This window comes from uncultured Phyllobacterium sp. (assembly GCF_902479695.1).
GTDB classification, from domain to species: domain Bacteria; phylum Pseudomonadota; class Alphaproteobacteria; order Rhizobiales; family Rhizobiaceae; genus Phyllobacterium; species Phyllobacterium calauticae.
Window position 1 is genome coordinate 1 of record NZ_CABSQF010000005.1, and the last position, 12,841, is coordinate 12,841.

Here is a 12,841-nt window from a genome sequence, read left to right on the forward strand (position 1 = left end):
AGCCGCCATTCAGCATGAGATCGCCGGTCGCACCCGTGGCATTGACCTTCAACTGCCCGCCCGCATTCGCCGTCACCGCAGCCGCCGTGCCATCGACGGTCAAAAGGCCCGTATCATTGATGACCGATGTTGAAACCACAGAACCGCCAAGCCCGATGCCGAGTTCGCCGCTGTTGATCACCGTATCGCCGCGATAGGTATTCTTGCCCGTCAACCACAGCGAGCCCGGCCCGGATTTCGTCAGCCCCGCATCGTAGGATTTGGGATCGGCAAGCTTGCCGGAGAGATAGGCCGTGCGGGATTCGGTGAACTGATATTCCGTTTCCAGCGACGTTATCTGTTCATCCAGCATTTTCTGTTTCAGCACCGCGAGCGGGTCTTCCTTTCGACCGGCTTTGTAGGCTGCAAAATCTGCGCTGGGATCTGTTCCGTACGTTGTGACTGCTTTCGGATAAGCCTTTTTAAAATCCGCAAGCAGGGCCGATGCAAGCGGATCAGCTATGATTTTGCTGTTTGTGAGTGTTACATTCAAAGTAACTTTGGTGGCAGCTGCCACGGCTGTGAATAGTTCCTTCAATAGAGCCTCAGCAGCCTTTTCCTTGGCCGATATTTCCGGGTTAACCAGCTGTTTATGAGCCTCCAGCCGTGCCGTTGGATCGCTGACCAGACCGGTGGACGTTTTTTTCTTCGCCCAGGCCGCCACCTCCTCGGCTTCCTCTCGCTTGCGCTGATCCAGCGCCACCTGCGAGATGTCGTTGCTCCAGATGTCCTTCACACCGGCACCCAGATTGGCTTCAAACCGGCCGAGGAATTGGGCAGGGCCTGCCATGGCTTTCTTAAGATCGATTAGGCCCCAACCCGTCGTTTCATTCGGCAATTGAGTGTTGCCAGGCTTGAGGGCCGTCAGGTATCCATATGTTTTACCATATCTATCGTACGGTGCTTTCTTCGGCGTCATTGCCGAATCGACGGCAATCATTTCTTGTGATGTCGTGAGCATCACTGACAAGGCCTGTTCACTTGTCAGGTAAGGAAAGCGCTGCATGATCAGCGCGAGCGCCGCTGATGCATATGGTGCGGAAGCCGAAGTTCCATTGAAATGTTCGCTATAACCACCACCTGCTATAGGGGCCTTGGCATCGGTTGGTGCCATGACGCACCAATATTTGGCTACACCGCATTGATTGTAGACCTGCGATCCAAATGGCGATGTACCGTTTGGAGAATAACCGCTTACGGCGAGCCAATTGCTCTCAATCGCCGGTCTTAAATAAGGAAGAACTGCAAAAATATCAGGATTCCTTTGCGGGTCATTAGATGCCGAAATCACTTGAATGAAATGATATTTTTGAACTGCTTCGTCTGTGGCATCCAACCACGTTTTCCTGCCAATCTTGTTTTGCGCGGCAAATCCTTGATAGGCTCTTAGCAATTGAGGCGTGGTGTCAGTCTGGTTTTCAGCGGCGATTGGCGAATTTTGACCCCAGCTCTCATTGACAATCCGAACTTTCTGTTCTCCCAGGGCGTTATAGTTTGCTGTGAAATAATTGTAATCCAGATTGCTGGACCCCTGCTCACGGTTGTCGTCGGTGCCGTTTGTATTGGCAACAAAGACCGCCGCATCAAAAGCGAGGCCCTGCATGCCCACACCATCTTTTGCCGCACCGATGGCGCCGCTGACTTCGGTTCCGTGCGAGTCGTTTATTCCCTCGGTATAAATCCCAGGTTGGTTAAACGGGTCGCCCTTCTTTACTGGCTTCTTGGATCCATCGAAATAAAATTGGGACGTGTCATCATAATACAAACCACTAGTGGTCACAGGATGGATTCTGGGGCCGGAAAGATCTGAATGATGCGTGTCGACGCCGGAGTCCAGAACACCAACTCTAATTTCTTTGCCGGTGAACCCCATCGCATAGGCATATTCTGCTTTCAGGGCATGAGCAGCCCAACTCGCGTTAAATTCAGGTGTGCGCCAGCTCTTTGCAGCGGCTTCCAGATCATCCGTACTGCTTCCATCGGCATTGAAATACTTGCCCGGCACTTCCTGCGCAGAAGCGCCAGTGCCAGCAGCAGCAACGATCAGCGCAGCACAGACGCTGCTCATGAGATGGTTGCGGAATTTGGACAAACGATCAGAACGCGCGGAAAAACCAGCGCCAGAGTCGTGAAAAAACATGAAATATGGTTCCCGATATAATTCTCATTCAACAAAAAACAACAGAATATGCAGTATGAGACTTATAGGGTGATGATCGCATGTTGCAGTCAAGAGCTACTTAAGTTGCAGGCAAATCCGCTTTGAGAATAGCAACGCCCAGCAACAGCAAAACAGGCCCCGCGAACGGAGCCTGCCTTGACCTATATGAACACTGTTATCGGAACAGCACGACCGCCTGCTGGACGGTCACCCAGACACCCCAGAGAATGGGAATACCCACGGCGGCCCAGGCGAGCGCCGCCTTGGCGTCGAGCCCGCCATGGCCGATGCCGAACGAGCCGGTGGCGCCGGCATCGGCTGTCTTGGTCTTGGCCTGCAGGGCAGCAACCTCGGCGTCGGACATGAACCATTTCGATGCAAGCGGGCGGATAAAAAAGTTGGCGATGAAGCCCAGCGCCAGCATGCACGCGAGAATATACATGGTGCGGTCATAGACCTGATCGCGCGGCACGCCCGCATTGATCTGGAACTCACGGATATAATTGACCACGACAGGCCCGACGATACCCGCTGTCGCCCAGGCCGTCAGCAGCCGGCCATGGATGGCGCCGACGAACTGCGTCCCGAAAATATCAGCGAGGTAGGCCGGGACCGTGGCAAAGCCGCCGCCATACATGGACAGGATCACGCAGAAAATCGCGACGAACAGCGCCTGGCTGCCCATATGGGCGGCGGTCGGCGCCAGCGCATAGAGCACGATGCCAAGCGCAAAGAAGGTGAAATAGGTGGCCTTGCGGCCGATCCGGTCGGAGAGCGAGGCCCAGAAGAACCGCCCGCCGATGTTGAACAGTGAAATCAGGCCGGCAAACCCAGCCGCAATGGAGGCGATGGCGGTTTTCTGGCCCGCATCCAGCTGGGTGAAGCTGACATCAGGCAGGCCGATGAGCTTGCCCGCGAAGATTTCCTGCAGCATGGGCGAAGCCATGCCGATCACGCCGATACCGGCGGACACATTGAGGCAGAGCACGGCCCAGATCAGCCAGAACTGCTTCGTCTTGTGGGCATCGCGCAGATGCACGTGCCGCGTGGTGATCATCGCCTTGGCATCCGTTGGCGGTGTCCAGCCTTCCGGACGCCAGCCGGCCGGCGGAATGCGGTAGCCGAAGGCGCCGCACATCATGAACACGAAATAGCCGGCGGCCATGACCAGAAAGGTCTGCCAGACGCCGACAGTATCCGGTGCCTTGAAATGATTCATCAGGAGGTTGGCCAGCGGCGCCCCGATCATGGCGCCACCGCCGAAGCCCATGATGGCCATGCCGGTCGCCATGCCGCGCCGGTCGGGAAACCATTTGATCAGCGTGGACACCGGAGAGATGTAACCGAGCCCGAGGCCGATACCGCCAATCACGCCGGCGCCGACCCACATCAGCCAGAGCTGGTGCGTGATGACGCCAATGGCCGCCAGCACCATGCCCCCGCACCAGCACACGGCCGAGACCACGCCAGCCTTGCGCGGCCCGACGCGTTCAAGCCAGCCGCCCCAGATGGCGGCGGAACAGCCAAGAAGCACGAAAAACAGCGTGTAAATCCAGCCAAGATCGCTGACGCGCCAATCACAACTCGTGGTGAAAAGCGCTGTCAGAAGGTTGATATCCGCGCAGGCGACCGATTGCTCGACACCGATGGCGCGCGACAGCGGCAGCCAGAACACGCTGAACCCGTAGGCCATGCCGATACAAAGGTGAATGGCAAGCGCTGCGGGCGGCACCAGCCAGCGGTTGAAACCCGCTTTGGCAACGATGCGTTCCCGGTCGAGAATACCCGGGTTTTCATAAATCCGCGGCTCTGCCCTGTCGGTTGCTGACATGTGAATTCCTCCTCCAAGCCCTTATGGCGGTGATTCATGTTTTAGTATTTCAGTTTATCGGCCGGTTCCGGTTCGGCCTGATCGTCTTCTTGTTCGGGTGTTCTCCGGCCTTCTGGTCATCAAGAGGCAACGCACGTCGAGCGGCCAAAAATGCCGCCCTTGCAACGTTCAAGCCGAGGCGGGAGCCGGCTTGCGGATATGGGACGCTGCCTCGACCACGAGCGGGTCAAGGCCATTGTCATCCTTTTCCAGGATGGCAAAGAGCTGGGCACGCATGCGCGGCTCCCAGAAATTGTTGATGTGGCCGGCCACACCCTCTACCGCCTCATCCTTGGGCTGGGTGTGAAAGAAGGTGGCGATCTGGTTGGCCATATAGACCAGCTTGTCGGCAGTTGACTGCCGATGATTCTCATTATCCATATTGCACCAATCGAACAGTTGGACTTTGCACAAGGGTGGGCGAGGCCTGATCCAGGTTGGATTTTCCGGACACAGCGGTGCCATCGGTTGCACTCGCCACTGCATTTACAGCGATCGGAATACGCTCGGCACGCGTGAAGACATCAAACTCATCGCCGCGCACCAGCGCAACAAGCGTCATGCCTGCCGCCTGCGCGGTGCGCACAGCCAAGGCCGTTGGCGCGGATACGGCAATCAGTACGGAAGCGCCGATGATTGCCGCCTTCTGCACCATTTCGATGGAGACGCGGCTGGTGATCACGACGGCGCCCGATGCACCGTTGATGCCGGTTCGGCACAGGGCACCGGCAAGCTTGTCGAGGGCGTTGTGGCGGCCGACATCTTCGCGCGCGGCCACGATACCCTGGCCGGGAACATAGAATCCGGCGGCATGCACCGCACCGGTTTCATTGTGCAGCGGCTGCAGCGGCGACAGCAGCCGCACCGCCTGCGCCAGATCGCCCGGCGTCAGTTGCAGGCGCGTCGCGTCGACCGAAGCCACCGGCTTCAACGCCTGCTCGATGGACTCGATGCCGCACAGCCCGCAGCCAACGGGTCCCGCCATGCGGCGGCGGCGGTCGGTGAGTTCCTGTCCGGCCGCATCGGCGAGGCGCAGCTGGATATCGATGCCCTCGCCATGATCTTCAACGGCAATTTCGCTGATTTCGTTGAGCCCGGTAATAATGCCTTCCGACAGGCTGAAGCCGACGGCGAAATCCTCCATGTCGGCCGGGCTTGCCATCATCACCGCATGGGTGGTGCCGTTGTAGCTGAACGCAACGGGCGTTTCCTCGGGCACCATGCGGCTGCCGGTCGCGTAGACATCGCCCTCGCCCTTGCGGCGGCGGGTGATGCGCGGAACCTGCAACCGTGTGGGGCGCCCGGCCATATCTATTCCGCCGCGTCGAGCGTCTGGGCGATGCGCCGGCTCTGGCGGGCCTGCTCGTCATACTTGACCTGCCAGTCACTCGGCCCGTTGGATGCACCCACCTGCACCGCCGTCACCTTATATTCCGGGCAATTGGTTGCCCAGTCGGTGAAATCCGTGGTGATGACATTGGCCTGCGTCGTCGGATGATGGAATGTCGTATAGACCACACCCGGCGAAACCCGGTCGGTAATCAGCGCGCGCAGCGTGGTCTCACCGGAGCGGCTTGATATCTTCACCCAGTCGCCATCGCGGATACCGCGTTGTTCGGCGTCGTGCGAATGAATCTCCAGCCGGTCTTCCTCGTGCCAGACCACGTTGTCCGTGCGGCGGGTCTGCGCACCGACATTATACTGGGAGAGAATACGTCCGGTGGTGAGGAGAAGCGGGAATCGCGGCCCGGTCTTTTCGTCGGTTGCCACGTACTCCGTGCGGACGAACTTGCCCTTGCCACGGGCAAAACTCTCGATGTGCATGATCGGTGTGCCCAGCGGCGCCTTTTCATTGCACGGCCACTGGACGGAGCCCTCTTTTTCCAGGAGGTCATAGGACACACCGGCAAAGCTTGGCGTCGTCAGGGCAACTTCATCCATGATCTGCGACGGGTGCGTATAATTCCAGTTGAGACCCATGGTCTGCGCCAGTTTCTGGGTAACTTCCCAGTCGGCAAAACCGTTCTTGGGGCTCATGACCTTGCGCACACGGTTGATGCGGCGCTCGGCATTGGTGAAGGTGCCGTCCTTTTCGAGGAAGGTCGAGCCCGGCAGGAACACATGGGCGTAGTTGGCGGTCTCGTTGAGGAAGAGATCGTGGACCACGACGCATTCCATGGCGGCAAGACCGGCAGCCACATGCTTTGTATCGGGGTCGGACTGGAGAATGTCCTCACCCTGGATGTAGATGCCCTTGAACGTGCCATCGACGGCCGCATCCAGCATGTTGGGGATACGCAGGCCCGGCTCGTCCTGCAATTTGACGCCCCACAGCTTGTCGAAGATATCGCGGGTCGCCTCGCCGGAAACGTGGCGGTAGCCGGGAAGCTCGTGCGGGAACGAACCCATGTCGCAGGAACCCTGCACATTGTTCTGGCCGCGCAGCGGGTTCACGCCAACGCCCTTGCGGCCGATATTGCCGGTAGCCATGGCGAGGTTGGCGATGGCCATGACCGTTGTCGATCCCTGGCTGTGCTCGGTCACGCCGAGGCCATAGTAGATGGCGCCATTGCCGCCGGTCGCGAACAGCCGGGCGGCTTCACGCAACGCCTGCGGCGGCACACCGGTCAGTTGTTCGATCGCTTCGGGGCTGTGTTCAGGTGCGGATACAAAGGCAGCCCAATCCTGGAACTCATCCCAGTCGCAGCGCTCGCGGATGAATTTTTCGTCGAACAGGCCTTCCGTGACAATGACGTGGGACAGCGAGGTGACCACGGCCACATTGGTGCCGGGGCGCAGCGGCAGGTGGTACGACGCCGCCACATGGGGCGAGCGCACGAGGTCGATGCGGCGCGGGTCGATGACGATGAGCTTGGCGCCCTTGCGCAGACGCTTCTTCAGGCGCGAGGCAAAAACCGGATGACCATCGGTCGGGTTGGCACCGATGACGATAACCACATCCGTGTGCTCGACGCTGTCGAAATCCTGCGTGCCGGCGGATGTGCCAAATGTCTTGTTCAGGCCATAACCGGTCGGCGAATGGCAGACGCGGGCGCAGGTATCGACGTTGTTGTTGCCGAAACCGGCACGAACCAGCTTCTGCACAAGGTAGGTTTCCTCGTTGGTGCAACGCGACGAGGTGATGCCGCCGACGGAGTTGCGGCCATACTGGTACTGGATGCGGCGGAATTCATTGGCAACGTGCTTGAAGGCTTCATCCCAGGAGACTTCGCGCCATGGATCGGAAATCTTCTCGCGGATCATCGGGTTGAGGATGCGATCCTTGTGGGTCGAGTAGCCATAGGCAAACCGGCCCTTGACGCAGGAATGACCGCGATTGGCCTTGCCATCCTTGTAGGGAACCATGCGCACGAGTTCCTCGCCGCGCATTTCGGCCTTGAACGAACAACCGACGCCGCAATAGGCGCAGGTGGTCACTTTGGAATGTTCCGGCTGACCGATCTGGATAACCGACTTTTCCGTCAGTGTTGCGGTTGGGCAGGCCTGCACGCAGGCACCGCAGGAAACGCACTCGCTGTCGATGAAATGTTCGTGCATGCCGGGCGAAACGCGGCTGGAAAAACCCCGGCCTTCAATGGTCAGCGCAAACGTGCCCTGCACTTCCTCGCAGGCCCGCACGCAGCGCGAGCAGACAATGCATTTCGACGGGTCGTAGGTGAAGTAGGGATTGGATTCGTCCTTGGGCAGCCAGCGGTCATTGGCGACATTGTCCGCCTTCGCAAAGACGTGGTTGTCGCCGTGATAGCCGTAACGTACATCGCGCAAGCCGACCGCACCGGCCATGTCCTGCAGTTCGCAATCGCCATTGGCCGCGCAGGTCAGGCAGTCCAGCGGATGATCGGAAATATAAAGTTCCATCACACCCTTGCGGATGTCCTTCAGGCGCTGGGTCTGGGTGTGAACGACAAGACCTTCCATGGCCGGGGTTGTGCAGGAGGCAGGCGTGCCGTTACGCCCCTCGATCTCGATCAGGCAAAGACGGCAGGAACCGAAGGCATCGACCATGTCGGTCGCGCAGAGTTTGGGCACTTTGATGCCCGCTTCCATCGAGGCGCGCATGATCGAGGTGCCCTCGGGTACCGTGATCTCATTGCCGTCGATGGTCAGGGTGATCATCTTTTCAGATTTGGAGGCTGGCGTGCCGAAATCGATTTCGTGGATCAGGGACATTTTGGGCTCCTATTCCGCCGCTTGCGCGACGGGCGCAGGACGAAAATCTTCAGGAAAATGCGTCAGCGCGCTCATCACCGGATAGGGCGTGAAACCGCCTAGCGCGCAGAGCGAACCGAACTTCATCGTGTTGCAGAGGTCGGTGAGAACCGCGATCTGCTTTTCCGGTTCGATATTGGCAGCGATGCGATCGACGACCTCGACACCGCGGGTCGAGCCGATACGGCAGGGCGTGCACTTGCCGCAGGACTCGACAGCGCAGAATTCCATGGCGAAACGTGCCTGTTTCAGCATGTCGACACTGTCATCGAAAACAACGAGCCCGGCATGGCCAATGAGCCCGTCCCTGGCGGCAAAGGCCTCGTAGTCGAAGGGCGTATCGAAGAGTTCACGCGGGAAATAGGCGCCGAGCGGGCCGCCGATCTGCACCGCCTTGACCGGACGTCCTGTCGCTGTCCCGCCGCCGATATCATCGACGATTTCGCCGAGTGTCAGGCCGAAGGCGGTTTCGAAAAGCCCGCCATACCGAACATTGCCGGCGATCTGCAGCGGAATGGTGCCGCGCGAGCGGCCCATGCCGAAATCCTTGTAGAATGCCGCGCCCTTGTCGAGAATGACCGGCACGGAGGCAAGCGATATCACGTTGTTGATGACCGTCGGCTTGCCGAAAAGCCCCTTGTGCGCCGGCAGAGGCGGCTTGGCGCGGACGATGCCGCGGCGGCCCTCGAGGCTTTCCAGCAGCGCGGTTTCCTCGCCGCAGACATAGGCGCCCGCACCGACTCGCACCTCGATGTCGAAAGCATGGGCAGACCCCAGCACCGAAGCGCCCAGCACGCCAGCCTTGCGGGCGATATCAAGGGCCTCATTCATCACGGCAATCGCATGCGGATATTCGGAGCGGGTATAGATGTAACCCTTGGTGGCGCCGACGGCGATACCGGCAATGGTCATGCCTTCGATCAGAACGAAGGGGTCGCCTTCCATGATCATGCGATCGGCAAAGGTGCCACTGTCGCCCTCATCGGCATTGCACACGATGTATTTGCGTTCGCCCGCCGCATCGAGGACGGTCTTCCATTTGATGCCGGTGGGGAAACCGGCACCGCCGCGCCCGCGCAGACCGGATTCCGTCACCTGGGTGACGATTTCGAGCGGCGAAAGGGCAAGGGCTTTCTCCAGTCCCTTCAAGCCGTCATGGGCGCGGTAATCATCGAGCGAGACAGGATCGGTTATGCCGCAACGGGCAAAGGTCAGGCGGGTCTGTTTTGCCAGGAACGGCAAGTGCTCGGTCAGGCCAAGCCAGAGCGGGTGGGTCCGGCCTTCAGCCATGCCGGTATCGAGAAGCGAAGCCAGGTCGGAAGGTTTGACCGGGCCGTAAGCCACGCGGCCGGACGGTGTTTCCACCTCGACCATCGGTTCGAGCCAGTACATGCCGCGCGACCCGTTGCGAACGATGCGCGCATCGAGATTGCGGGCAACAATCTCATCCTGCAGCGTCCGGGCAACCTTTTCGGCGCCGAGGGCAAGCGCGCCGGAATCGCGCGGGACAAAGAATGTGACCGTCATAGCCGCACTCCCGTCGCTATTTCTTCGAGTTTTTCGTCATCCAGGCGGCCAATGACCTCGCCGTCCAGCATGGCGGCGGGCGCACAGGCACAAAGGCCAAGGCAATAAACGGGTTCAAGCGTGACGGCGCCATCGGCGGTGGTTCCATGCCAATCAATGCCGAGCAGCTCGCGGGCTTTCTGCGCCATGGCATCGCCGCCCATCGACTGGCAGGCCTCCGCACGGCACAGTTTCAACACATGCCGGCCTGCCGGATGATCGCGATAATCGTGATAGAATGTGACAACACCATGCACCTCGGCGCGCGATATGTTCAGCGCCTGGGCAATCAGCGGCAAAGTCTCCTGCGGCACATAGCCGAACTCGCCCTGCAACTCGTGCAGAATCGGAAGGAGCGGGCCTTCTTGACCCTTCAACTGATTGATAATGTCTATCGCTCTCCCAGCGATATCGGTACTTGCGGTCTGCATTTCGTGCAGCGCCCTCCCTAAATGCTCCTCGTAGGTTAGAACAGATCAAAAACGACACAACTAATCAATATACCAGTCCCGTTGGTCGATAGAAGATTTCTATCAAACCATATTGAGTTCGATGGCAAGCGCCCGGGCCTCGTGCAGCAGGGCGGACACCAGCGGCGTATGGGGTTCGCGGTCGGCGGCCACCAGCCCGACAAGATGGCGTGCATCGGGCTCGACAATGGGAATAGCGCGGATCGGCTCGGAAAAACCCAGTGTTTCCGCAAGGTTGAGCGGCATGATGCTTGCCCACTTGCCGGTCCGTATGTGCGAGAACAGCACAATCATCGAATTGGATTCCAGCGTCGGATGCACGTCCACCCCCGCTTCGTGCAGGTGTTTGTTGATGATGCGGCGGTTCTGCATGTCCTGGGTGAGCAGGCAGAGCGGCAACTGACCAACCTCCGCCCAGGTCACAAATTCGCGATCCGAATAGGTACTGCCCGTCGAGGTGATCAACTGGTAGCGTTCCGAATAGAGCGGAACCGAAGTCACCCGCCCGAGCGGCTCATTGTCGAGATAGCTGATTCCCGCATCGATCTCGAAATTGCTGAGCAGCGTCAGGACTTCCAGCGAGGTGCGCGAGGTCACCGAAAAGGTCACATCGGGGTGCTTTTCACGAAATGGCGTCGTCAGGCGCGAAACCATGGCAAGCGCCGTGGGGATTGCCGCTATCTTCACATGCCCGGACAGACCATAGCGTGCAGCACGGATTTCCTCGCGCATCGTCCGCGTATCGCCGACGATGCGCCGCGCCCATTCGAGCACGCGCTGGCCCTCCGGCGTCAATCCCTTGTAGCGTGAGCCGCGCTGAACGAGGACGACACCCAGTGTATCTTCAAGCTGGCGGATCGCGGCCGACAGGGTTGGCTGCGTGACGCCGCATTCCTCCGCCGCGCGGCCAAAATGCTGGTTGCGCGCCAGAGCGATAAAAAATTCCAGCTTGTCGATCATCGAAATCCGTCCTCCGAGAAGACTCTATCGATGATTACCCGCCGACAGCAAGAGCGGTGGACCATTCAGACCGTCAGGAACTTGCGCACCTCCGGCCTGTCGAGACTTGCCGCATCGCCGGAATGGACGATCTCGCCGCGATCCATGATGTAGACATGGTCTGCCAGCTCGCGGCAGAAATCGAGATATTGTTCGACGAGAAGGATGGCGAGGCCGGTCTGATCGCGCAGAAACCGGATGGCGCGGCCGATATCCTTGATGATCGACGGCTGGATGCCTTCGGTCGGCTCATCCAGAACAAGCAGCCGTGGACGCGTGACCAGCGCACGGCCGATGGCGAGCTGCTGCTGCTGACCGCCCGACAGATCTCCGCCGCGCCGCCCCAGCATGGTCTTGAGCACCGGGAAAAGCTCGAAGACCTCCGGCGGCACATTGCGGTTGCCGCGTCTGGCGGCGGCAAAGCCCGTCGCCAGATTTTCACGCACGGTGAGCAGCGGAAAGATCTCGCGCCCCTGCGGCACGAAAGCAATGCCGGCCCGCGCCCGGTCGTAGGGCGGCTTCCTGCCGAGCGGCGCACCATCGAAGCTGATCGACCCTGACGATAGCGGGTGCTGGCCGACAATTGCGCGGAGCATGCTCGTCTTGCCGACACCGTTGCGGCCAAGGACGCAGGTGATGGATTGCGGCTTCACCTCAAGCGATATGCCGCGCAACGCTTGCGCGGCGCCGTAGTGAAGAGAAGCATTTTCAACCGTAAGCATCAGAAAATTCCCTCCCATTGATGTGCCACACACCGCCTCATCGCCCGAGATAGACCTCGATAACGCGCGGGTCGTTGCTGACATGATCGAGCGAGCCCTCAGCCAGCACCGAGCCCTCGTGCAGGCAGGTGACCTTCACGCCGAGTTCGCGTACGAAATGCATGTCATGCTCCACCACGATCACCGAGCGGGTGCGGGCGATGTCGCGCAGGAGTTTTGCCGTCTCTGCGGTTTCCGCATCGGTCATCCCGGCGACCGGCTCATCCACCAGCAGCAATTTCGGATCCTGCGCGAGCAGCATGCCGATCTCCAGCCATTGCTTCTGGCCGTGCGAGAGACTGGCCGCCAGCCAGTGGCGCTTTTCAAACAGCCGGATCGTGTAGAGGATTTCGTGAATGCGGTCGGTTTCATCCCTGCTCTGACGATGAAACAGCGCTGACAGGGCCGAGCGCGGCCCGGACAATGCCAGCACCAGATTGTCCTCCACCGTGTGGCTTTCGAAGACCGTCGGCTTCTGGAACTTGCGGCCGATGCCGAGCATGGCAATGTCGGCTTCGTCATGCCCGGTCAGGTCGACCGTGCCGTTGAAATAGACATCGCCGCTGTCCGGCTTGGTCTTGCCGGTGATGATATCCATCATGGTGGTTTTCCCCGCCCCATTCGGACCGATGATGGCCCGCATCTCGCCCGACTGAAGCACGAGCGAAAGATTGTTGATGGCACGAAATCCATCAAAGGAAACCGAAACGCCATCGAGATAGAGCAATGTGTCCTTGGCCTTCAT

General features: G+C 59.6%; 10 protein-coding genes. All 10 read right to left on the minus strand.

Annotated features, from left to right (window positions below; all coding sequences use genetic code 11):
* On the minus strand, positions 1–2,179 hold a 2,179-nt coding region (locus RDL77_RS04480), incomplete at its 3' end, for a S8 family serine peptidase (RefSeq protein ID WP_288191955.1).
* Positions 2,180–2,375: 196 nt separating this feature from the next.
* Positions 2,376–4,031, minus strand: a complete 1,656-nt coding sequence (locus tag RDL77_RS04485) for an OFA family MFS transporter (RefSeq protein WP_288191956.1) — start codon at positions 4,029–4,031, stop codon at positions 2,376–2,378.
* A gap of 168 nt (positions 4,032–4,199) precedes the next feature.
* Complete coding sequence (locus RDL77_RS04490; protein ID WP_223611636.1) at positions 4,200–4,451, minus strand: formate dehydrogenase subunit delta; 252 nt, start codon at positions 4,449–4,451, stop codon at positions 4,200–4,202.
* Entirely contained in the window at positions 4,444–5,379 is a 936-nt protein-coding gene (gene fdhD, locus RDL77_RS04495) for a formate dehydrogenase accessory sulfurtransferase FdhD (protein ID WP_288191957.1), read from the minus strand. Before fdhD ends, RDL77_RS04490 begins: the two co-directional genes overlap by 8 nt.
* A gap of 2 nt (positions 5,380–5,381) precedes the next feature.
* A complete protein-coding gene (gene fdhF / locus RDL77_RS04500) occupies positions 5,382–8,261 on the minus strand; it encodes a formate dehydrogenase subunit alpha (RefSeq protein WP_288191958.1) in 2,880 nt (959 codons plus the stop codon).
* Positions 8,262–8,270: 9 nt separating this feature from the next.
* Positions 8,271–9,827, minus strand: coding sequence for an NADH-quinone oxidoreductase subunit NuoF (locus tag RDL77_RS04505; protein ID WP_288191959.1), 1,557 nt, complete (start codon positions 9,825–9,827; stop codon positions 8,271–8,273).
* Positions 9,824–10,297, minus strand: coding sequence for a formate dehydrogenase subunit gamma (locus tag RDL77_RS04510; protein ID WP_223611640.1), 474 nt, complete (start codon positions 10,295–10,297; stop codon positions 9,824–9,826). Before RDL77_RS04510 ends, RDL77_RS04505 begins: the two co-directional genes overlap by 4 nt.
* A 102-nt stretch (positions 10,298–10,399) precedes the next feature.
* Entirely contained in the window at positions 10,400–11,296 is an 897-nt protein-coding gene (locus tag RDL77_RS04515; RefSeq protein WP_223611641.1) for a LysR family transcriptional regulator, read from the minus strand.
* 65 nt (positions 11,297–11,361) lie between these two features.
* On the minus strand, positions 11,362–12,057 hold the full coding sequence (gene urtE / locus RDL77_RS04520) for an urea ABC transporter ATP-binding subunit UrtE (protein WP_223611642.1): 696 nt from the start codon (positions 12,055–12,057) through the stop codon (positions 11,362–11,364).
* 37 nt (positions 12,058–12,094) lie between these two features.
* Positions 12,095–12,841, minus strand: a complete 747-nt coding sequence (gene urtD, locus RDL77_RS04525; protein WP_223611643.1) for an urea ABC transporter ATP-binding protein UrtD — start codon at positions 12,839–12,841, stop codon at positions 12,095–12,097.

Bases quoted from the DNA above. Each gene is read 5' to 3' on its own strand.
- RDL77_RS04505 (WP_288191959.1), bottom strand. From the start codon at position 9,827: ATGACGGTCACATTCTTTGTCCCGCGCGATTCCGGCGCGCTTGCCCTC.
- fdhD (WP_288191957.1), bottom strand. From the start codon at position 5,379: ATGGCCGGGCGCCCCACACGGTTGCAGGTTCCGCGCATCACCCGCCGC.
- fdhF (WP_288191958.1), bottom strand. From the start codon at position 8,261: ATGTCCCTGATCCACGAAATCGATTTCGGCACGCCAGCCTCCAAATCT.
- urtE (WP_223611642.1), bottom strand. From the start codon at position 12,057: ATGCTTACGGTTGAAAATGCTTCTCTTCACTACGGCGCCGCGCAAGCG.
- urtD (WP_223611643.1), bottom strand. From the start codon at position 12,841: ATGAAGGCCAAGGACACATTGCTCTATCTCGATGGCGTTTCGGTTTCC.
- RDL77_RS04490 (WP_223611636.1), bottom strand. From the start codon at position 4,451: ATGGATAATGAGAATCATCGGCAGTCAACTGCCGACAAGCTGGTCTAT.
- RDL77_RS04485 (WP_288191956.1), bottom strand. From the start codon at position 4,031: ATGTCAGCAACCGACAGGGCAGAGCCGCGGATTTATGAAAACCCGGGT.
- RDL77_RS04510 (WP_223611640.1), bottom strand. From the start codon at position 10,297: ATGCAGACCGCAAGTACCGATATCGCTGGGAGAGCGATAGACATTATC.
- RDL77_RS04515 (WP_223611641.1), bottom strand. From the start codon at position 11,296: ATGATCGACAAGCTGGAATTTTTTATCGCTCTGGCGCGCAACCAGCAT.